Source organism: Tamlana sp. s12 (genome assembly GCF_016767215.1).
GTDB classification, from domain to species: Bacteria; Bacteroidota; Bacteroidia; order Flavobacteriales; family Flavobacteriaceae; genus Pseudotamlana; species Pseudotamlana agarivorans.
On sequence record NZ_CP068547.1, the window covers coordinates 3490489 to 3512507 of the forward strand.

The window sequence follows — 22019 nt, forward strand, 5'->3', positions numbered from 1 at the left end:
CTCTATTGGGGTTAATGTTTGTATGCCTATCTTTTAACCATGGGAACTACAAACCTCTTAGGTGCTATCTTGTTTGGCTGATTTTTAACACAGATATGAACCGATTTTATTATGGGATAAATTGCAATTTCAATTTGTGAAAAATCATCAATAGTGAAAATCCCCCAAGTATCAATAACTTTAGGACCATTCCAAATTAACGTTGCGAAATAAGGATTGTCGATAAATGGGTTTCTATTACCTTGGTACTCGGCTATTTTATTATTTCGGTATATTTCTTCTTGAGACACCGGATCTTGTTCGTTCCAAGTTAATAGGATATCGGGCAAAGCATCGTTTTTAGAGTAATTGATGGAACCACCTGCAACGGCGGTTGGCAAGCATTGTGTTGGGTAACGTAGATACATATACATGATTATTCTAGCGACATCACCTACCCACTCTTCTCCTGGATAAAAATCACCCATACTAGTTACTGTTGCATTACCAGAACCAACATTGTACATTCTATTGCTACGGTATGAATTCATATCGCTATCGGCTGGCTTTAGATTATGTACATCGGTACCAGCACCTGCATAACTGGTTGCTAATTTTGGTGCTGCTAATGATTTTGGAAAAACATGTTCTCTTGTCCAATAGCCTTTACAAGAGTTTGTATGACAGGATAGATTTTTACTTCGGGTTCTGTGATTTCTAATATTAGAATCGGCATTATTGTTACCATAAACGAGTAGCACCTCAGCAGAATTTACTACCACTAAATCACTTTCTTTTAAGATATCCCAAGTATCGGTACTTGTTGAGGTATAAGGTATTTGGTCTGTATGCGTTTGTATAATTAGGTTTGAAAGCTGCTCCTTTATTTCGATTGGGGTTTTAGTGAAGTCGATGCTATTGTAATACTCTGGGATTTGAGCAAAACAACATAACGGGAAAAGAAAAAGTAGATTCAGTAATTTAGGCAATTGATAGGGGTTACATTTTAAGGGTGTAAATTAGTTGATTTTGGCAGTTAAAACAAGATTTATGATGTTGAGATATCCCACTGCGTTCGATATGAAAAGTGTATTTGCCCCCCATAAGAAAACTCAACTCGGAATTTATTCCTTACATGCTACTGTGTTTCATTAATTATCCATTCCGTTGATGAATGTTTGAATGAAATCTTTAATTTTTTGAGTTACTCTTGTACTTATAGATTCTCTATGCAATACACTTGGGCGTTTTTCTAGGGCGGCAATAACCTCATCTTCAGTAGCCATTCTTCCTGTAAAAAGAAAATCGTTTATAATGTTTTCTACCTTCTCTTGCTTTAAAGCTTCGGTTGTACTTAATTCGGCTAATGCATTTTTAGTTTCTTCTTTCCAATAAGTTTTAAATTCATCTTCTACATTATCGTTATCGGTGATTTTAGGCAGATTGTTTTGGATGAATTTTTCTATTAAAACGCGCTTGCTTCTTAATTCTGATTCGCCTGCTATTAAATCGATAATTTGCTTTTTCTGTTTCGCCTGGTCTTTAGGTTTGGCATCTTTTAATTTGGCTAACAGTTTCATAATGTATGCTACATTGATTTCATCGCGATGGATTAATTCTAATTCGAAATCAATTTCATCTAATATAGATACCGATTCTTTTTGGCTATTGGTTTTAATTTTATCGTAGAGGTCTAAATACTTACTTGTATAATCTGCGAATTCCTGATCTTTCATATAGGTATCATCAAAAGTGAATTCGACGAAAGAAGACAGGATGTTTTTTAACCGCATGATTTCACGAAAGGCTTTGGCAAACTCTAATTCATCATTTTCGGTAACTAAATCGTTTACACTGTCTACCGTTGGCGCAATACTCATTAAGACCTTGTAAGCTTCATTAAATTTCTTTATTTGCTCTTCATATGGCGCTATAATTATAGTTTCTTGAGCATTCTTATCTGAAAACAAAGCAATGGCGTCGTCGGTGTTTTGTTTTAGGTTACGAAAGGATAAAATGTTTCCTTGAGATTTCTTTTCGTTTAAGATTCTGTTAGTGCGGGAATAGGCTTGAATTAAGCCATGGTAATTTAAATTTTTATCTACGTAAAGGGTGTTTAAGGTCTTACTATCAAAACCAGTAAGAAACATGTTTACCACCAATAAAATATCAATTTGTTTGTTTTTTACACGTTGCGAAATGTCCTTTTTATAGCTAAGAAAGGTTTTACCGTCTTTAGCCGAATGTTTAGAGCCAAATTGCAGGTTATAATCTGTAATGTATTCGTCTAATTTATCTTTATGAGGCATGATGCCATAGGCTGCTCTAGGTTCTGCTGCCATGGGTTGATCTGGAAAATCTTCTTCTGGAATTTCACCAGTAGCCTCCTTATCTTCTGGATTTGGGGCATAGGAAAAAATTGTTGCAATATTTAGACGGTGTTCTCCAGCTTCTTTTTTAGCCTTTAATAGCTCGTAATATTTAATTAGAATATCGACACTGCTTACACAAAACATGGCTGTAAATGCTCTGTGATGTGTTTTACGGTTGTGGTTTGCTATGATGTAATTGGTAATGGAATTTAAATATTCATTACTTTCATATACTTCTTGCTTATTGATATCTTCAACTTTAACATCTTCTATGCCTTCTTTATTTTTGAAAACATTGTAATATTCAATTGAAAATTTTAAAACATTTTCATCTCTAATAGCATCTGTGATTACGTATTGGTGTAAACACTCGTGAAATAGGTTTGCGGTGGTTTGTTTTATGCTTTTTTTACTAATGGCATTTTTAACAAAAATAGGTGTACCCGTGAAGCCAAATAATTGATGGTTGGTAAAGAAATTAACAATACGTCTATGAGTATCGCCAAATTGAGAACGGTGACACTCATCGAAAATAAAGACTATTTTTTCGTCTTTTAAAGCTTCGATTTGTTTTTTAAATTTGGCTTTAGATATGGCACTATTCAATTTTTGTATGGTGGTTACTAAAAGTGGCCTACTGTTATCTAAAAATTGTTTTACTAGTGTTTTGGTATCTTCGGTACCATCTATACTTTCTTTATCGAATGCCTGAAATTCTCTAACGGTTTGGTCGTCTAAATCTTGTCTGTCTACCACAAAAACAACCTTTTTAATTTTAGGGTTATGTGTTAATATTTGACTTGCTTTAAAGGATGTAAGTGTTTTACCCGATCCTGTTGTGTGCCAGATATAGCCGTTTTTATCGCTATTTTTCACCCTATCAATAATTGATTCGACTGCATAAAACTGATATGGCCTAAGTACCATAAGAGTTTTATCGCTTTCATGCAGTACCACGTATTTAGTTATCATTTTTGCGATGTGACAAGGCTCTAAAAAGATATTGGCAAAGGGCTCTAATTGTGTGATTTTTTTATTCTTTTCATCGCTCCAGAACGAAGTAAATTTGAAGCTTTGTTTTTGACTATTCGCATAATACTTAGTATCGACCCCATTACTTATAACAAAAATTTGTACGTAATTGAACAGTGCATTATTGAAAGCAAAGGATTCCTTTTGGTAGCGTTGAATTTGATTAAAGGCTTCTTTAAGTTCGATACCTCTTCGCTTTAGCTCAATTTGAACTAGAGGCAATCCGTTTATTAGAACAGTTACATCGTAACGGTTTTCTCGTTTGCCATTTATAGTTACTTGATTGGTAACCTGGAACTGATTTTGACACCAGAAATCTTGATTGATAAACTCGATATATGCCTTGTCGCCATTATCTTTTTGAAGGACATATTTATCGCGTAATGTTTTCGCCTTATCGAAAACATTACCTTTAGAAAGGTGTAATAGAATACGGTTAAACTCTGGTGTGGTAAAGGTGGTTTTATTATGCTTTTCTAATTGTGTTTTTAGGTTGCTTAATAAATCATCTTCCGTTTTAATAGTAATTGGTTTATGACCTAGCGCTATTAACTGGCTTACTAAATTATTTTCGAGTACTTGTTCTGGTTGGGTTGTCATAAATTATTATTTCCACAAAGGTTCATTTTGCCAATTGGGTTTCATACCTAAAGCGTTTGGGTCGACGTTAGGGTATTTAACAAACAGGGCATTCAATTTATTAGCGAATTCATTTTTAGGCAAAATCGTATTTAGCATATACCTCATTAAACACATGTGCACATATAGTTTTGAAAACTCATGTTGTTTAGGCACATTTAAAGGGTCTAGTATCCAAGAGTTTGGAGGTTTAGGCAATAATTTTACGGTACCTGGTAAATTACGGTTCCATAATCTTGAATGGTGCGCACAAAAGTTACGAATTTGAGCAATAGACTGTAACCAACTTGGCAAATAGGTATGATTTACAGCACCAAAATCTTTAGCTATATCATTTTTAGCTTTAACACCATTTTTTAAATTACCATACAACTTTGATAATGCACCAAAACTGGTTTGCTCTAAAGATTTCCATGCTGGTGGAAACCTACCATCTTCCTTATGTTTTTTAAGGTGTTTTTTTATTGATTCGTCTTTAGTACGGGTTATTTCTTCTTCTAAATTAGAAAGTGTTTTTACTAAGGCCTTACAATCATTAAATAGTTCGAAATTTTGAAACCACCAAGGATCTGATTCATGGGATAAATAGTAAATTAATTTGGTACGTAAACTAATTTCAATTTTCTCTATCACATCAAAAAGCAGGAGCCTGAGTTCGGCGTCAAAATTATATAAAGCAATAGCGTCTTCGAATTTACTATTAGGTTTAAATATATGTTTTTCTTTATCGGATTGCATGACATACCAATATTCACCTAAACGGTAATAGCTAATATTTATCAAGTATTTTTCGGCAATACGTGGGTGCTTAATAATTAAACCACGCTCTTGTAGTTGCTCTACTTGTTGGGAAAGTGTAAATGCAGGTTTACTAAACATAAGGTTGATTTTGAGCTAAACGTACCTTATAAAAAGCAAAAGACACACCCTGGGACGCTGTTCTAATGGGTAGCGTGGTGTGTACTGTTGCCACAAAAGTATACTTTTTATACCATTTAGCCATAGGTATTAACATTTTTATTAAAGTTTTTAAATTTTATGCTACACAAACATTTGCTGTAACAAGCCCTTTTTAAAGCTTTGTGCCTTTTCTTGAAGCCTTATTTTTGTTGCTTGAACTTCACTAAGTAAGGCGACCTCGAGTACTTGTTCTGGTTGGGTTGTTATTCGTTTCCTCTTTTAAATACTTCGAGATTCTTTAATAATCTCGAAGTATTTACACGATTTTATGTTTTTTTAAAAGTTCATTAAAGTGAATAGATTTTATAAAATTTCTTTTTACTTTATTGACTGGAATAATTTCTAAAAACCCTAATTCAACCAAACCTTTTAAATCTGTTCTGGCAGTGTAATTAGAGACATTAAACCTGTTTTCTATTTCTTTAGTATTAAAAACTATTTCTGGATTGTCGTACACTAATTTAAGTAACTGAGCTTGACGTTCGTTAATATTTGGAATTTTAATAAAACGTGCAATTTTAAAATGATTTTTCTGCTTTTCTTGAATATAATTTTTTAAAGCCTCGAAAGCTTTCTCCATAACTTTTAAGTTATAGGTAATGAAATAAGACAAATCATTTTCATCGTTTTCGGTATAAATAAACGCCTTCTCGTATTGATTTTTAGTATCTTGAATTATTTTAGATATAGACAAATACTCTGTTAACCAATAGCCTTTTTTTAGTAAGTACCAATAAAACAAAGCCCTTGCAGTACGTCCATTACCATCTGTAAAAGGATGGATAAAACCAATCATAAAATGAATAATTATACCTTTTAGCAAGGGGTGAATAAAATTATCTTTATCTACATCTTCATTAAAAAACACACATAATTCATTTATTAGATCTGGCACCTCTTTATAGTGTGGTGGTGTATGTACTACTTCGCTTTTTAAATGATCGACCACATAAATATCGTTACTTGTTCTAAAAGCACCTTCTTCGCTTTTAGTCTCTAAAGTATCTTTAGAAATTAAACGGTGTATCTCTAATAAATTTTGAGGTGTTAAGTTTTCTAATTTATTTTGTGTAATATGCTTGATTGTAAGGTAATTATTCACAATCATTTGCTCAGATTTTGTATGCGGTTTAATTTCTTTACGCAACATTTCTTTTGCATGTTTTCTAGTAGTGTTAGCTCCTTCTATTTGGCTACTAGAAATAGCTTCTTCCATAATAGAACTTACTAAATACCGTGTTTTGTCTTCTTCTGGAATAATGTTTTTAGCGCCCATATAGCCACCAATATTCATGTCGAAAAAATGTACTACTTTTTGTATGTAATCTGTATTTACATATTTAAAAGTGTAATTACCAAAAGCTAAAGAATCGGACTTTAAAAGCCTACTTAGCTTAACAATATTCCAAAGCTCATGTGGTTTAAACTTGGTTTTTTTGTACTTTACTTTATCCCAATACAAATAGTCATCATTAATACTTTTAATGGTACTTAGTATCTCTGACTCTTGCAGGTTAGTGACCACTTTTTTAGAGAACTCAAATTTTGGTGCTTGTTCTATCATGGAGGTAAAACTACTAAAAACTTCGAGATTTAACAATAATCTCGAAGTTTTTAGTGGTTGTTTTATAAATAAACCCTGGTTTCGTATTTTTCATGAAGCATTGTGAAGGTGGTGAAGCCATCTGTTTGTTGATTCCTAATTACTTGCATTCGTGAGATTGCTTCATGTTTCTAAATAAGGACTTCGCAATGACCTCACACAAACATTTGCTGTAATAAGCCCTTTTTAAAGCTTTGTGCCTTTTCTATTTTGGTGGTTACGGCTTTAATTTTGTTTGTAATATCAGTCAAGAAACTTACTATTTTATATTGTTCATCTAAGCTCGGAATTTGAACTTCAATATCTTCCAAATACTTAAAATATAAATTTGAAACATTAGCTCCTTCAACAACTCTTGCAAATTTTTCTCTCAATTTTGCATTAAAGTAATACGTTATAAATAAACCATTCTCTTCTGTATTATAAACAGAAATCATTTCACCTATTGCAATATTAGGAAAGGGTAAATAACTACAGTTAGCAAAATCTAAAGGATCTTCTCCCACACGAGGTACTAACACTTCACCTCCCTTACTAAATTTTAAATTACTAGGCTCAATATTTGTATATGATTTTATGTCTATTATAACTTCATCATAAGTACTATACAACTCTCCATATCTTACACAAGGGGTAGGTGCATCATCAGATAAAGAAAATTTAGGTGCGCTCTTTCCGTAATAGAAATAACCAAATTCATCTATCCTACCCTTTCTCCACTTTGGAAAGGCATTACCATTATCATCTTTAAATCTTAATTCTTGATTAAAGATTTTTTGCATTACCCCTTTTTTGTATTGCTCTAAAAGGTCTTTCTTTTTGGTTAGTTTGGTAATTTTATCATCTACATCGGTAAGGAATGCTGCTATTTTTTGTTGTTCTGGAATATTTGGAATATTTATACTTATTTTCGATAAGTCAGTAGAATTAATCGCTGGATAACTTGTACCTGTACATCTAACTAAAACCTTATTTACAAACTTTTCTGTATGTAAATATTGATAGAGATATTCAGAAACTTGCTTTGTCCTTATTTGAGCATAACCAGTAGATGCAACATAATCATTTACATTTTTATCAAAGAAATAATTGTTCTTTTGATAAGGTCTAACTGTTTGATAAATAATATCATCTTTTCTTAACAATCTTTGTGCTCTACTTGGTGCATCAGATTTATTAATTCTTTCTTCTTTAGACAACAGACCATTTTTCACACTTTCTAAATCTATATAAATAAAAGATTCAGGAAGCTCTTCACTTTTAGGATTAAAAGTCGCAACTTTTTTTAGTTCAACCTTTTTATAATCTAAATCAAACTCTGAAAACCTCAACTGTGGTATATTTCGACTAGGCACAATAGAACTTAATTGTTTTTCCATCATTAAAAAGGCGTTTTAATATTTAGCTCAGCACAATAAGAAGCGATGCGTTTATCTGTTTCAGCAATTTCTAAATCTAAAGCTTGTATCTCTTCTGCAACTGCATTAATATCGATGGGCTCTTCTTCTTCAAAGGTATCGACATAACGGGGGATGTTGAGGTTGTAATCGTTATCGGCTATTTCTTGTAAGGTGGCTCTATAACTGTACTTGTCTTTCACCTCCCTATTGGCATAGGTGTTTGTGATTTCGGCAATATGCTCTGGTAATAGCTTATTTTGATTGCCTTGTTTTTCGAAATGATTGGAGGCGTCTATAAACAGAACATCTTCGTTTGCCTCTCGGCATTTTTTAAGTACCAGGATACAGGTTGGTATGCCGGTGCCAAAAAAGATGTTTGCCGGTAAACCTATAACGGCATCGATATAATTGCGGTCTTCTATTAAATATCGCCTAATATGGCCCTCGGCACTTCCTCTAAATAACACGCCGTGTGGCAGTACGGTTGCCATGATTCCGTTTTCGTCTAAATGATGTACCATGTGTTGCACGAATGCGAAATCGGCTTTGGTTTTTGGGGCTAGTTTACCGTATTGGCTAAACCTATCGTCTGTACTAAAAATGCCTTTTGCCGACCAGTTTGCAGAAAAAGGTGGGTTTGCTACAATGGCTTCTGCTTTTAAATCGATATCGAGATGCTGTGGTTCTTCTAGGGTGTCTTCCTGCTTGATGTCGAACTTGGAGTAGTGTACTTCGTGCAGAATCATATTCATACGTGCTAAGTTGTAAGTGGTACGGTTAAGTTCTTGACCGTAAAACATACCTACATCGTCTACTTCTTTAGCTACACGTAGTAATAAGGACCCACTACCACATGTTGGATCGTACACCGATTTGATTCGTTTTTTACGTGTGGTTACAATTTTTGCTAATATGGTTGATACTTCTTGAGGGGTATAAAATTCGCCTGCTTTTTTACCTGCTCCTGCCGCAAACTCACCGATTAAATATTCGTAGGCATCGCCTAACAAATCGCTTTCTGTATCTTGTAACTGAAAGTCTATTTCATCTAAATGGGTAATGATTTTGGCTATGATTTCATTTTTAGCTTTTACGGTTTTCCCTAATTTGGAAGATGTTAGGTCTAAGTCTTCGAAGAGTCGGATGAAATCGTCTTCGGAGTCGGTACCCATTGTACTTTGTTCGATATTATTTAGGATGTGTTCTAAATCTTCGATAATAAAAAACTGTGTTGCTTCGTCGTTATCGTTGGTTTGTATATCACTTAGGTTATTTCCTTTTTGAGCAATAGAGGTAAATAATTCGCTGGGTTTTAAGAAGTAGCCTAAATTTTTAATACATGCTTTTTTAACAGCATCGATATATAATTTGCCATCTGCAGTATTCTCGTCTATTTGCTCGTAGGTTATATTGTCTGGTTCTAAAATCTCATCGGCATATAGGTGTAGTTTTTCGGAAAGGTATTTAAAGAATATAAAGCCTAAGATGTAATTTCTGTAATCGTCTGCATCCATCTTGCCTCTTAACAAGTTAGCTATAGCCCATAATTGTTTTTCGAGTTGTTTTTTCTGTTCTTCTGACATTGATTGTATTGGATTGTATAAGAAAGCTTAAAAATAGGATATTTAATTGTATTGGGATGGGTGGTTTTGGAGGGAAATTTGCAGTGGATAGAAAGTCCTTTATATTTTCCTTGCGATTACTCCCTATTTTAATCACAACGGGTTTATAGACTCTTGGCATAAATTTCATTGTTAGAAAAAGAAATTGAACACACCAAAAACTAGAAATTACGACGAACTACATTATTTTCTCTTATCCCTAGTATTGTCATCAAAAGCAATAAGATTAAACATACTGCGCATTCGGGAACGAACACGCTCGCCGTATTTTTCTTCTAACTCTTGAGCGTTGAGGTTGGTGGTAATGTGGGTGAAAATTTTTCTTTTAGATGTTTGGCTGGGAATATGACCAGAATCGCAAAAGAGATCGTAACGTGACAAAATAATTTCCCCCATGACATTGCAGTCGGTACCGTAATGTTTTCCTTTTTGTTCGACTCCTAAATCGTCGAAACAGTAAGTATCCTGGTCGGTGTAATCTTCAATAGTTTTATACCCAATGTTATTAAAACTAAACACAATGTTTCTTGCTGGAATACATTTGAATGGTCGTTTATGAGGTGCGACAAAAGGAAGGAGTTTCATTAATGTTGTTTTACCACAGCCCACGGGACCCGATAAAAGAATACCTTTTTGGATATCGATACCCAGGTTGACACAAAAGGCCTCGTCATGCACATAATAACTTATTAATTTTAATAGCACTTCATGGTCTTCTTGATGGATTTTAAAATGCTTGCCAAAAAGCAATTTACCTTTAGCTTCTAGGTAGATTAAAATTTTCTGAAAGTTATAATTGATTTGATTTCCCTTTAATTCGCCCAACTGATAGGTAATTGCACCTTCAACGATAATGTGCGGTTTTTGTGCATTGAAAATGGTTGTTGAATGATTCATAGCGGTTGGTTATAATTTTTATTGCGGATAGTATGCAGGCTGTCTGTTGCTTTTTGTTCGACATTTTTTGTTTTCTCTAAAGCTTCAGCTTGAAGCATCCAGCTTTGTGCTGCTGCTTGCCAATTTTCTATTTGACTTTTTCCTTTTTTCCAACCTACAGACTCGTAATGATTGAAAAATTTCGCGGCATGATTAGTATGCCAATTTTTTGAAATAAAAAAATCAGTAACATTTTCTAAATTTTTTGGTTTAAAAATGTTTACCGGTTTTTTATGTTTAGTATTGTTTATATAACGCCCCGATACTTGTACAGGGCTTGTACCATTTTTGGTACAATGCCGCACCTCTACTTGTTCTGTACTTGTACCTAAATCGAACATCTTAATTTTACTTCCCATTTGCGGGTTCCTTGAAGGCAGATATTTAAAATATTGCCAGGTATCTAAATCCCTCATGCATTTATGATAGGTTCCTTTAGAGCCTATTTTAGACAACAACATAACATCGTTACGGTTTATAAAAAACTCATCAGCAAATCGGGCATTATTCCAGAAATGAAAAAGCGCCATATACATGCTTACATGGGTCGTGTTTAATCTGCTATCTGATGAAAACACATTAAAGACTTGATTTAAATGGCTTATATAATTAATGGATTGCATAGCTCTTTATTTAAATTACGGCATGACTAATACCCTCCAATTTCATAAAACTGGAGGTTTAGCATTGATTAAAACTTAAGAGAGAGAATTTAAAAGCGATTGCTTTTTAAATATAAAACTGGAGAACTAAATCTATTTAGGAACCTTGAATGTGATTACTTTCGAGGATTTCATTAATTAAGTGGGCATTGTAATAAATGACACTTCCAAATTTTGTGTAGGGTAAAGTACCATTGATTCTAAGATTTTGAAGTGTTCCTGCTGATATACTTAGCATCTTTCGAACTTCTGATGACTTAATCCATTTTTTAGGTTTTTCGTTCTGAGGCTCGGCCATTAAGTTTTGGATATCACCAAGTAATTCTGATTTAAATTCATTTAAATCCTCTAGCGTTAAAATTTTAATGCTCATAGTTTCGTTAATAATTGAGTTTAAAAGTTTACCTTTTTAAAAAAAGGTTTTTAATGGTTAGTATTAGTTGAATTTGACTTTCGTTTGGCAAATTTGCAACTCCTTTTTGGAAATTATCCACAATGATATCGAAGTTGGGATTATATGTGTTCAGTAATGTTTAGTATAATTTGTAACATATTATATTACTATATAATTGAGCTTTTAAACTTATTCCAACAAAATCCATGTGTATGATTTTATTTACAAACAAATTTACCTATACACAAGTTGGGTACTAGTTGGGTGTTTATGACTATAAACAATAAACCTAAAAAACATAGTTGTCTATTAATGGTTTAGACTATTTTACTTTAGCAAACAGAACTATAAAACACATTTAAAAGTCAATAAATTACGGGAAACCCGCAGCAAGAAAATCAAGTAACATGCAAACATGTTCGTGATTTTAGAGTATTACCTCCAAATAGAACTTAATTAGAATAAAATGAATTAAAAATTTTTATTTTTTTTTCTTAATAAAATACCATAGCTCTACAAAAAATTACTTTCTAAGGCTAAATGCTCATTATTTTTAGCTAAAAAACGTATGAAATGTAAAAGGATTTACCTTCTCGTTTCTAACGAATTTTCAATCCTATTTTCTAAAGTTTCTTTTAAATTGTCTATAAACTTAGTTTTTTGTGTTCGGGATTGTAGTTCGTAATAAACTCTGGAATAATCATCTAATTTCAAGCTAAAAGCTTCCTTTAAAAAAGTTGCTAATTCCTTTAATGTGACATTCCCATTATTTATAGCATTACTTGAATGCAGCGCATACAATAACTCCACTAAATCACTTTTGGTTGCCGTCCATTTTAAATTATTATTAAAACCTTTATGGCTATTTAAAACCTGCTGACTATAGTTTGTCATCTCCTGCTTTACATACATAATAATCTCTTCATTTGCCATAATAGTGGCAAGAATGGTATCATGGCTTGTTGAAAAATTATTGTCTGTACAGAAATACGCAGCTTCTGGATAGAGTTTTAAATCGATTTCACTTCTAGTGAAATATTGTTGATCATACATCGAGCTCTCCGTTCGGTAATAGTTATAAAAACTAATATTTGAATCGATATACTCTTGAAGACCTACAATATAACTTTTGTAGTATTTTAAAATGGCCTTATCTGAAATTGTTGGTTTTCTATTTTCTAAATTATAAAGCTGAGAAAAGGTAATAACTTTGCTCAAGACATAAGGCTTTATGTGTTTAAAAAACTCTATTTCCTTTTGTTGATTGAGTAAATTACTATTAGAATAATGTTGTTTAAGTTCTTTAAGAGCTTTGTAAGACACTGAATAACTTCGCTCTAATTTTTGGATGGTATCATCGTTGGATTGATCAATGTCTTCTAGTTTTTGATTTAAAAGGTTTGTAATAGTTTTGTAAATCGTTAATTCCATAGTTTTGGGTTGGTTATTTAGTTTAATATAAATTGAGGCCTAAAACTAACAACTCCTAAATAACAAACAACTTTAATTTGTATGAAAAAAAAGCAAGACAAATAAAACTATCTTGCTTTTTAAAACATAACACCCTTCTTTAACCTAATTTGGAAGCACTATCATTATTTTTAGATTTACCTTCTAATTGCTGCCTTAAATTGTTCATATCTTGGCTTAGCTTGTCTTCTAATACACGGGCGTATATTTGAGTGGTTGCTATTTTAGTGTGGCCAAGCAATTTGGAAACAGTTTCAATTGGCATACCATTACTTAATGTGACCGTTGTAGCAAATGTATGTCTTGCCATGTGAAAAGTTAGATTCTTTTTAATACCACAGATATCTGCTAACTCCTTCAAATAAGCATTTAGTTTTTGGTTTGTAATTATTGGAAATAAGGTTTGAGCACTAGTGGTTAACGGATGATTTTCATACTTTTTTATGAGGTTTTCTGCTTGTTGCAATAAGGGGATTTTAACCTTAGATTTCGTTTTTTGTCGGTGTGTAACAATCCAAGTACTGCCATCCATTCCCTTAACTAAATTAGAATCTGTTAGCTGCATAATATCGACATAACTAATACCGGTATAACAACTAAAGACAAACAAATCGCGAACACGCTCTAATCGCTCTATCTTAAATGAAAGCGTTTCAAGATTAGACAATTCATTTTCTGAAAGGAATTCTCTTTCTTTTTTCTCATATACTTGTTTCCACTTAACAAAGGGGTCTTTTTCAATCCACTCGATATGATAAGCTAAAGTTATAATCTTACGAAACCGTTGGATATGTTTCATTACCGTATTTTGACTCATAGTCCTTGGATGCCCCTTTGGCCAATAATCGTATAAGTAACTTTCAAAGTCACATAGAAATTTATAATCTAATTGGTTTAAATAAATATCTGTAGTTCTTCTGCTCTTAAGTAAAAATCGATTTATATAATTTTCGGTAACACCAAAATTTTCTATAGATCCTTTTGCTAAAGTATTTTCTATTTTTTTAGCATGATATTTAAGGAGCTCTTGAAGGCTTTTGGACTCATTAGTCTCACCTGTGTAATGTGATTTTATAAGATGAGCTGTTATGAGTTCACCTTTAAACTTTAAATCTTGATAAATTTGAAAAAGCTTGGTGTGGGTCTGGTCGATTGATTGATTTATTTGCCGAGCCTGAATTGAATTGCCTCTAACCCTTTTTTTACTAGAATCCCAGAGTGAAACAGTTACTTTACGTTTTAAACTTATATTTAAACGCTTACCATTTACAGTAATTCTAGCATAAATTAATGCTTCATTGTTTATAGCCCTTGAAGTTTGTAACCAAAAGAGTATAGAAAAAGTGTTTTGCTTTTGCATAGTTGTCGTAATTAAAATGATTAAGTACGAAAGTCAATTCAACTATACTATTACAAAGTTTCTTTAAGGTGTCTGCTAAGCAGACACCTTAAAAAAAAGGTAACCGATTGGCAACCATTTAAGATGGAATTATACCAATTCAAATGGATTGCCATAATTCTCAAAACCTTTGTAATTCATAAGAATTACATGGTTTTAATGCTTTTTAAACAAGCTACTTGTGACCGCGAAGGGATTCGAACCCCCAACCCTCAGAGCCGAAATCTGATATTCTATCCAGTTGAACTACGCAGCCATTTTAATTTTTAGTTATTGGTTGTTAGTTATTGGTTATTGGTGAATAATAGCAACAACTTTTAACTTTTAACTTTTAACTTTTAACTTTTAACTTTTAACTTTTAACTTTTAACTTTTAAAACTTAAGACAACCGTGATTTTACAACATTAGAAATGGTTTTGCCATCAGCCTTTCCTGCTAACTCTTGAGTTACCACGCCCATAACTTTACCCATATCTTTCATACCTACAGCACCTAATTTCGAAATTGTCGCATCAACAATTTTCACGATTTCTTCTTCTGGCAGTGCTTCAGGTAAAAATTGTGCGATAACCTCTGCTTCTGCTAACTCTGGATCAGCTAAGTCTTGTCGGCCTTGCTCAATATAAATAGCCGCACTATCACGACGTTGTTTTACTTGTTTTTGAAGTATTTTTAACTCTTGCTCTTCAGTTAATTCCTCTTTAGCGCCACTTTCAGTTTGGGCTAATAAAATGGCAGATTTCACTGCGCGTAAGGCTGTTAAAGCGGTTTGATTTTTAGATTTCATGGCTTCCTTTAAAGCCGTCATTATTTCTACTTGTAAACTCATTTCAATCGTGTATTGGAGTATGCGAAGATACTAAGAAAAAATGAAGCTCTTATACCTACGATTATCAAATTTTACCCATAAAAAAACCGAAAAGTTATTTTTATTACTTTTCGGTTTTCAACAAAGTTAGTCACCTCGTTCTAATCTACATTGTCATGTAAAAAAGAGTTATTGCTTCTTAATTTGATATCATCGTTATCGTCAAAACCAATACTTGTCCTAGACATATTGGTCTCAGAAGAATGCTTAGCAGCTTTTAAATCGACACCTTGACGTTTATAAGCTGGAACCTTTTCAATATCGTCAATTTTAGAACTATTAAACTTATAATTGAAGTCTTTCATTTTGCGTCGGCGCTCTTCAGCACGTTCTTTAAGCAATTCTGAAATTGGCGTGTTCATAGGGTCTACCTCTTCAACCTCCTCTTCTTTAGTCGTTTTAGTAGGCACCGTTTTTCTTTCAAAAACAACATCTTCTTCTTCGATATCTAAAACATGTGATATCTTAGATTGTGATGTGTTTTTTGAAGGCTCAACATCATCATAATCATCTAGAGCATAACGAACATCACCATTTTCGTTGGTTTCATTTACAGGAACTACCTCTACATAACTTTTTACAGGAATATCCTTAACATCCTCTTCAATTAATTCGTGAGAGATGATGTCTTCAACTTCTTCTTCTATCTCCTCTGTTTTAGAAGAAATAGGCATATCAAAAGTCAACGTGATTTGTTGCTCTTCTTCAATAAAATCAGAAACCACCTCGATTTCTTTTTCTTCTGAAGGCGTAGACACATCACGAGACACGGTATTAATTACAAAATCATCTTCATCATCAATAAGTTCTTCACGTAACTTATCGGTCACTTCTTCATAAGTCACTCCAATATTTCTAATGATTTCTGACGTAGGAATTAAATCAATATTTTTTTTTGGAGCTGCTTGTCTTGGTACTTGTGGTTTAGTTTCCTGTACATCGTCCTCTAAAGTATGACGCACCACAACAGGCTCTTTTTTCACCTTCATTTCTACCTGAGGCGGAATAACTATCGGGTCCTTGTCTTGAGCCTCTGTTTCTTTATCTTCACCAAGAATATGCTTTACTTTTTTGGTTTCGGTATTAGAAATTTCATCTTGCTGTTCGATATTAAAACCCGTAGCAATAATGGTTACAGCGATAGATTCTTCTAAACCTTCATCTTCACCAACTCCCATAATGATTTCAGCACTGTGACCGGCTTCATTTTGGATATGGTCGTTAATTTCACCAATTTCATCAATAGTAATTTCCTGAGTACCAGAAACAATAAGCAGCAATACTTTTTTTGCACCAGTAATTTTATTATCGTTTAATAAAGGTGAATCAAGCGCTTTTCTAATAGCTTCTTGCGCACGATTTTGTCCTGAAGCTAACGAAGATCCCATAATAGCCGTTCCGCTATTACTCAACACTGTTTTAGCATCACGTAAATCAATATTTTGTGTGTAGTGGTGTGTAATAACTTCGGCTATACCACGAGCAGCTGTAGCTAAAACTTCATCTGCTTTCGAGAATCCAGCTTTAAAACCTAAATTACCATAAACTTCACGTAGTTTATTGTTGTTTATTACAATTAACGAATCGACAACAGCTCTAAGGTTTTCGATACCTTTTTGAGATTGTTCAAGACGCATTTTACCCTCAAACTGAAATGGCATCGTCACAATACCTACCGTTAAAATGTTTCTATCTTTAGCCATTTTAGCGATAATTGGAGCCGCTCCAGTACCTGTTCCACCACCCATTCCTGCTGTAATGAACACCATTTTGGTATTAGAGTCTAACATTTCAGCAATTTCTTCTACACTCTCTTCAGCTGATTTCTCTCCAATTTCAGGATTAGCCCCGGCTCCCAAACCTTCGGTGAGATGTAATCCTAATTGAATTTTGTTTGGAACACCACTATTTTCAAGAGCTTGAGCATCGGTATTACAGATATAAAAATCTACGCCTTTAATACCTTGCTGGAACATGTGATTGATGGCATTGCTTCCGCCGCCACCAACGCCTATTACTTTAATAACATTCGACCTGTTTTTAGGGAGATCAAATGCGATGTTTGTTTCGAATTTTTCATTGCTGCTCATAAATTCTGTTTTACTAGGGTTTGTACTTAATATTTTATTCTATGGATCAATATAAATGCCTTGCGGCAAAATCTTAAAATTGTTAACTAGACAATTTTTACTTTCTTATTCGGCGTCGTCTAAAAAATCTTTAAGACGATCGGTTAATTTATCGAGAAACGAACGGCGCTCTTTTGGAGCTTTTATCACAGGCTCATCCTCTATTTCTGGTTGCTCATTAACAACCTCTTCTTCCTCAATAATCTCTTCTTCTTGTTGTTCTACTTTTTTTCTTTCTTGGCGTTTTAGTCCGTCTAAAACTAAACCAACTGCTGTGGCATATAAGGGACTTGTAATATCATCATCACTATCACCTGCTAAATGCTCGTTAGGATAGCCTATACGAGTATCCATACCAGTAATGTATTCCACCAATTGTTTTAAGTGTTTCAATTGACTTCCACCACCTGTTAAAACAATACCGCCTATGAGTTTTTTCTTTTGTTCCTCATGACCGTAGTTTTTAATTTCGGCATATACTTGTTCTATAATTTCCACAACACGAGCATGGATGATTTTAGACAAGTTTTTAAGGGTAATCTCTTTCGGTTCACGACCTCTTAAACCAGGAATGGAAACGATTTCGTTATCTCTATTTTCACCTGGCCAGGCCGACCCAAATTTTATTTTTAATAATTCGGCTTGCTTTTCAATAATCGAGCAACCTTCTTTAATATCTTCAGTAATAACATTTCCTCCAAAAGGAATTACTGCAGTGTGACGAATAATACCATCTCTAAAAATGGCTAAATCTGTGGTTCCGCCACCTATGTCAATTAAAGCCACACCGGCTTCTTTTTCTTCTTGAGTTAACACAGCATTAGAAGATGCTAATGGCTCTAAAGTGATGCCTTCTAAATTAAGACCGGCACTTTTAATACAGCGCCCTACATTTCTAATTGATGACACTTGACCTACAACCACATGAAAATTAGCTTCTAAGCGTCCGCCATACATTCCAATAGGTTCTTTTATTTCAGCTTGACCATCAACTTTATATTCTTGAGGCAAAACATGAATAATTTCTTCCCCAGGAAGCATTACCAATTTGTGTACCTGATTTATAAGCATTTCTATATCGTTATCATCAATAACCGTTTCGGAATTCGATCTTGTGATATAATCGCTATGCTGTAAACTTCTGATATGCTGACCTGCAATACCCACCGTTACATCTTCGATTTTTATATCTGAAGAAGCTTCAGCTTCCTGAACGGCCTGCTGAATGGACTGAATGGTTTGTGTAATATTATTGACAACACCACGATGTACCCCTAAGCTTTTAGACTTTCCTATACCTAAAATCTCTAATTTTCCGTAGTCATTTTTACGGCCAATCATGGCCACAATTTTTGTGGTTCCTATGTCTAATCCTACTGCTAAATTATGCTCCATAGTCTAAATTTTGGTACATATTACTTGGTTATCAAACTGTAAATTAACTTTACTATAGTCTTTCAATATATTATCCTTAAGCGCTTTTTTGTAAAAAGCTTTTAGGTTATTAATTTTTTTATCTAAAGCGTTTACCGAGCCTAACTGTACGGTAAAATCACACTTTCTAAGTTTTAGAAAAAGTTGTTTACTTTCGTCTTGTCGAATCTCATAAACATGTTTTTTTAAAAAGTCGTCATTGTTTATTTTCAGGGCAATTTGATAGACACTTTTCAAATTATTTTTTTCAACATAACCCGTAACCAAAGGCACTCTTGCAGAATAATTGTTGGACAACGGCATGTACTGACCGTCGGCATCAACATAATAAGACGCATTCGTGTTAACTCTTGCAATAGGTGTTTTTTGTTCTATTTCGGCATTAAGTGTCCCGTTTATAGCAACATACACTTCTGCAGTCTTAATCATGGGATTAGATTTGAGCGCTTTCTCTAATTCATTCAAAGCTAAAGTTTCTTTCGCCACGTTTGAAGCCTTGCCGTAATTTTGTATTAACAATTTACTAACAGCCTTACTGGTTATAAAAAGATTGTTTTCGCCCACGAACTTCACCCGTGGTTCAGATACAGGCCGCACAGCATTTCTTCCTGACGCAAAAGCGAAAAGAAAAATCACTAAGCCAAAAATGCCAATCATTTTTATGTAATTCCAATTAATTTTCAAGGCTAAACTCGTTTTTAATACGTTTTACTTCGGCGCCAATATCACCTGCTCCAATGGTTAAAACCACCTGAGCTTCGCTATTATGAATCGCGTTTAACAACTCATCCTTGGTTACAAGTTGTTTTTTATCATTATTAACTTTCCCTAACAACCAGTTCGAGGTTACACCTTCGATAGGCAACTCTCTTGCTGGGTAAATATCGAGTAATAATAACTCGTCAAATTTCGACAAACTTTCGGCAAAATCATCAATAAAATCGCGCGTTCTGCTAAATAAATGTGGTTGAAAAATGGCTAATACTTTTTTATTTGGATACATTTCTCTAACCGCCTGATGCACTGCACTTATTTCCTGCGGATGATGCGCATAATCATCAATAAAAACAAAATCTTCGGTTTTTATCTGATAAGAAAATCTACGCTTCACCCCTTTGTAAGTTGCCAATCCCTTGGCGAGCTGCTGGTAGGAGCAACCATATTCTACAGCCATCGCCAAGGCTATTAAGGCGTTCGACAAATTATGTCGACCTGGTAGGTTAAATTCTAAATCCTTAATCGTGTCCTTTGGTGTTTTTACATCAAATATGTAAGCACCGTTTTGTATTCTAATATTTTGAACCGTATAATCTGAATCATCTTCAATACCATAGGTTATTCCATCCAAGGGCAGTCCATTTTTTACAAATAGTTTACCGTTTGACTTCAATCTTTCTGAAAAAGCTACAAACGATTTTTTTAATTCTGCGGCATCACCATAAATATCTAAATGATCGGCATCCATAGAGGTGATACAGGCAAAATCTGGTGACAAGGTTAAAAACGAACGATCAAATTCATCGGCCTCTACCACAGATACTTCTGTACCGTTTAATATGAGGTTTGAATTGTAATTTTCACTTATTCCCCCTAAAAATGCGGTTAAAGGCACCTCACAAGTATTGAGCAAATGCCCTAAAATACTCGTTGTTGTTGTTTTTCCGTGCGTTCCTGCAACTGCCAAACAGAACGTATGCTCGGTAATTAGCCCTAGAATCTGAGAACGCTTTACCACATCAAACCCATTGTCTTTAAAGAAATTTAATTCTTTATGGTCTTTAGGCACAGCTGGCGTATAGACTACAAGTGTATGTTCCGGATTTAGAAACGCCTTATCGACAAGTTCGATATTGTCTTCAAAATGCACGTCCATACCCAAATCCACAAGTGAGTTTGTGATGTCGGTTTGCGTTTTATCGTAACCCGCTACTTGTTTCTTATTAGCAAGAAAATAACGCGCAATAGCGCTCATGCCGATACCGCCAATACCAATAAAATAGACCCTATGTATGGTGTTTAAATTCATTTATTTTTTGAGTAGTTTTTCAACTTCATTAACAATATCTTTTGTTGCATCAACCAATGCTAATTTTCTTATATTTTGACCCAATTCTTTCTTTCTTTCAGGCTGAGCGATAAGTTGTGAAAACTTATTTTCAAAATCAGCATTTAAATCTTCTTCCTTTATAATCAAAGCGGCATCCTGATTAACTACGGCCATAGCATTTTTCGTTTGATGATCTTCAGCCACATTAGGCGATGGGATAAAAACTACAGGTTTACCAACAATGCAAAGCTCTGAAACCGAACCTGCTCCTGCTCTTGATATAACCACATCTGCAGCAGCATAAGCATAATCCATATTGTTTAAAAACTCATGCACTTGCACGTTTTTGGTATTATCATATAATTTATATTTATCGTAGTACAATTTCCCGCACTGCCATATGATTTGCACATTCTGTGTGTCAAAAAAATCAAGTTCTTTTTCAATCAATTCATTGATACGTCTTGCTCCCAAACTACCACCAATAACTAAAAGCGTGCATTTGCCTTCTTTAAGGTCGAAAAACTTTTTAGCCTCCTCTACTTTATTATCAATATGCAATAAACCTTTACGAACAGGGTTTCCTGTTTTTACAATTTTTTCTTTTGGAAAAAAACGATCCAAACCATCGTAAGCCACACAAATTTTGTTAGCTTTTTTTGCTAACAACTTATTAGTAATACCTGGGTAGGAATTCTGCTCCTGAATAAGCACAGGAATGTTAGCTAATTCGGCCATCTTCAATAAAGGTCCACTAGCAAACCCTCCTGTACCAATCACCACATCGGGTTTAAATGATTTAATGATTTTTCGAGCTCCCCATAAACTACTAATCACTTTAAAAGGAAAACTCAAATTCTTTAAGGTAAAACTACGTTGAACCCCTGTTATCCAAAGCCCTTTTATAGGATATCCCGCTTGAGGCACTTTTTCCATCTCCATTCTATCCTTGGCTCCAACGAACAAAATTTCGGAATCAGGATAGCGTGACTTGATCTCATTGGCAATCGCAATAGCAGGATAAATATGCCCTCCTGTACCTCCGCCTGACATTATAACTCTATACATATGC

Annotated in this window: 18 protein-coding genes and 1 tRNA gene; all 19 read right to left on the minus strand. The window is 34.0% G+C overall.

The window, feature by feature from the left end; translation table 11 throughout:
• Positions 1 to 26: 26 nt before the first annotated feature.
• Complete coding sequence (locus JJL45_RS15095; RefSeq protein ID WP_068603896.1) at positions 27 to 968, minus strand: endonuclease I family protein; 942 nt, start codon at positions 966 to 968, stop codon at positions 27 to 29.
• A 162-nt stretch (positions 969 to 1130) separates the two neighbouring features.
• Positions 1131 to 3983, minus strand: coding sequence for a type I restriction endonuclease subunit R (locus JJL45_RS15100; RefSeq protein WP_068603898.1), 2853 nt, complete (start codon positions 3981 to 3983; stop codon positions 1131 to 1133).
• Positions 3984 to 3989: 6 nt separating this feature from the next.
• Positions 3990 to 4901 carry an Abi family protein gene (locus JJL45_RS15105; protein ID WP_068603900.1) on the minus strand — a complete coding sequence of 304 codons (912 nt, stop codon included), beginning with the start codon at positions 4899 to 4901 and terminating at the stop codon, positions 3990 to 3992.
• Entirely contained in the window at positions 4894 to 5025 is a 132-nt protein-coding gene (locus tag JJL45_RS16250) for a hypothetical protein (protein WP_262895015.1), read from the minus strand. Before JJL45_RS16250 ends, JJL45_RS15105 begins: the two co-directional genes overlap by 8 nt.
• A 213-nt stretch (positions 5026 to 5238) precedes the next feature.
• Positions 5239 to 6546, minus strand: a complete 1308-nt coding sequence (locus JJL45_RS15110) for a Fic family protein (protein ID WP_068603902.1) — start codon at positions 6544 to 6546, stop codon at positions 5239 to 5241.
• A gap of 194 nt (positions 6547 to 6740) precedes the next feature.
• Positions 6741 to 7967 (minus strand): restriction endonuclease subunit S, encoded by a 1227-nt coding sequence (locus tag JJL45_RS15115; protein ID WP_202664192.1) that lies wholly within the window; start codon positions 7965 to 7967, stop codon positions 6741 to 6743.
• Positions 7967 to 9568 (minus strand): type I restriction-modification system subunit M, encoded by a 1602-nt coding sequence (locus JJL45_RS15120; RefSeq protein WP_068603907.1) that lies wholly within the window; start codon positions 9566 to 9568, stop codon positions 7967 to 7969. The genes JJL45_RS15115 and JJL45_RS15120 overlap by 1 nt, the downstream gene beginning before the upstream one ends.
• A 222-nt stretch (positions 9569 to 9790) precedes the next feature.
• The gene (locus JJL45_RS15125) at positions 9791 to 10504 is read right to left on the minus strand and encodes an ATPase (protein WP_068603908.1); all 714 of its coding nucleotides are present in this window, start codon (positions 10502 to 10504) and stop codon (positions 9791 to 9793) included.
• Complete coding sequence (locus JJL45_RS15130; protein WP_150937165.1) at positions 10501 to 11166, minus strand: hypothetical protein; 666 nt, start codon at positions 11164 to 11166, stop codon at positions 10501 to 10503. The genes JJL45_RS15125 and JJL45_RS15130 overlap by 4 nt, the downstream gene beginning before the upstream one ends.
• A 136-nt stretch (positions 11167 to 11302) precedes the next feature.
• On the minus strand, positions 11303 to 11578 hold the full coding sequence (locus JJL45_RS15135) for a helix-turn-helix domain-containing protein (protein WP_068603910.1): 276 nt from the start codon (positions 11576 to 11578) through the stop codon (positions 11303 to 11305).
• 606 nt (positions 11579 to 12184) lie between these two features.
• A complete protein-coding gene (locus JJL45_RS15140) occupies positions 12185 to 13030 on the minus strand; it encodes an RteC domain-containing protein (RefSeq protein ID WP_068603912.1) in 846 nt (281 codons plus the stop codon).
• A gap of 139 nt (positions 13031 to 13169) precedes the next feature.
• On the minus strand, positions 13170 to 14429 hold the full coding sequence (locus JJL45_RS15145; RefSeq protein ID WP_068603913.1) for a site-specific integrase: 1260 nt from the start codon (positions 14427 to 14429) through the stop codon (positions 13170 to 13172).
• Positions 14430 to 14650: 221 nt separating this feature from the next.
• Positions 14651 to 14724 (minus strand) — tRNA-Arg (locus JJL45_RS15150).
• Between the two features lie 124 nt (positions 14725 to 14848).
• Positions 14849 to 15298, minus strand: a complete 450-nt coding sequence (locus JJL45_RS15155) for a GatB/YqeY domain-containing protein (protein ID WP_068603915.1) — start codon at positions 15296 to 15298, stop codon at positions 14849 to 14851.
• A gap of 140 nt (positions 15299 to 15438) precedes the next feature.
• Positions 15439 to 17427 carry a cell division protein FtsZ gene (gene ftsZ / locus JJL45_RS15160; protein ID WP_068603917.1) on the minus strand — a complete coding sequence of 663 codons (1989 nt, stop codon included), beginning with the start codon at positions 17425 to 17427 and terminating at the stop codon, positions 15439 to 15441.
• Between the two features lie 105 nt (positions 17428 to 17532).
• Positions 17533 to 18861, minus strand: a complete 1329-nt coding sequence (gene ftsA, locus JJL45_RS15165; RefSeq protein WP_068603919.1) for a cell division protein FtsA — start codon at positions 18859 to 18861, stop codon at positions 17533 to 17535.
• A 3-nt stretch (positions 18862 to 18864) separates the two neighbouring features.
• The gene (locus tag JJL45_RS15170; RefSeq protein WP_317191965.1) at positions 18865 to 19557 is read right to left on the minus strand and encodes a cell division protein FtsQ/DivIB; all 693 of its coding nucleotides are present in this window, start codon (positions 19555 to 19557) and stop codon (positions 18865 to 18867) included.
• 16 nt (positions 19558 to 19573) lie between these two features.
• Positions 19574 to 20926: a UDP-N-acetylmuramate--L-alanine ligase gene (murC, locus tag JJL45_RS15175; RefSeq protein ID WP_068603923.1), complete on the minus strand. Its 1353-nt coding sequence runs from the start codon at positions 20924 to 20926 to the stop codon at positions 19574 to 19576.
• Positions 20927 to 22015 (minus strand): undecaprenyldiphospho-muramoylpentapeptide beta-N-acetylglucosaminyltransferase, encoded by a 1089-nt coding sequence (gene murG, locus JJL45_RS15180; RefSeq protein WP_068603924.1) that lies wholly within the window; start codon positions 22013 to 22015, stop codon positions 20927 to 20929. It lies immediately after the preceding gene.
• Between the last annotated feature and the right edge of the window lie 4 nt (positions 22016 to 22019).

Excerpts from the sequence above, each read along its gene's own strand:
- JJL45_RS15100 (WP_068603898.1), bottom strand. The coding sequence starts at position 3,983 with ATGACAACCCAACCAGAACAAGTACTCGAAAATAATTTAGTAAGCCAG.
- JJL45_RS15105 (WP_068603900.1), bottom strand. The coding sequence starts at position 4,901 with ATGTTTAGTAAACCTGCATTTACACTTTCCCAACAAGTAGAGCAACTA.
- JJL45_RS16250 (WP_262895015.1), bottom strand. The coding sequence starts at position 5,025 with ATGGCTAAATGGTATAAAAAGTATACTTTTGTGGCAACAGTACACACC.
- JJL45_RS15110 (WP_068603902.1), bottom strand. The coding sequence starts at position 6,546 with ATGATAGAACAAGCACCAAAATTTGAGTTCTCTAAAAAAGTGGTCACT.
- JJL45_RS15115 (WP_202664192.1), bottom strand. The coding sequence starts at position 7,967 with ATGATGGAAAAACAATTAAGTTCTATTGTGCCTAGTCGAAATATACCA.
- JJL45_RS15120 (WP_068603907.1), bottom strand. The coding sequence starts at position 9,568 with ATGTCAGAAGAACAGAAAAAACAACTCGAAAAACAATTATGGGCTATA.
- JJL45_RS15125 (WP_068603908.1), bottom strand. The coding sequence starts at position 10,504 with ATGAATCATTCAACAACCATTTTCAATGCACAAAAACCGCACATTATC.
- JJL45_RS15130 (WP_150937165.1), bottom strand. The coding sequence starts at position 11,166 with ATGCAATCCATTAATTATATAAGCCATTTAAATCAAGTCTTTAATGTG.
- JJL45_RS15135 (WP_068603910.1), bottom strand. The coding sequence starts at position 11,578 with ATGAGCATTAAAATTTTAACGCTAGAGGATTTAAATGAATTTAAATCA.
- JJL45_RS15140 (WP_068603912.1), bottom strand. The coding sequence starts at position 13,030 with ATGGAATTAACGATTTACAAAACTATTACAAACCTTTTAAATCAAAAA.
- JJL45_RS15145 (WP_068603913.1), bottom strand. The coding sequence starts at position 14,429 with ATGCAAAAGCAAAACACTTTTTCTATACTCTTTTGGTTACAAACTTCA.
- JJL45_RS15155 (WP_068603915.1), bottom strand. The coding sequence starts at position 15,298 with ATGAGTTTACAAGTAGAAATAATGACGGCTTTAAAGGAAGCCATGAAA.
- ftsZ (WP_068603917.1), bottom strand. The coding sequence starts at position 17,427 with ATGAGCAGCAATGAAAAATTCGAAACAAACATCGCATTTGATCTCCCT.
- ftsA (WP_068603919.1), bottom strand. The coding sequence starts at position 18,861 with ATGGAGCATAATTTAGCAGTAGGATTAGACATAGGAACCACAAAAATT.
- JJL45_RS15170 (WP_317191965.1), bottom strand. The coding sequence starts at position 19,557 with ATGATTGGCATTTTTGGCTTAGTGATTTTTCTTTTCGCTTTTGCGTCA.
- murC (WP_068603923.1), bottom strand. The coding sequence starts at position 20,926 with ATGAATTTAAACACCATACATAGGGTCTATTTTATTGGTATTGGCGGT.
- murG (WP_068603924.1), bottom strand. The coding sequence starts at position 22,015 with ATGTATAGAGTTATAATGTCAGGCGGAGGTACAGGAGGGCATATTTAT.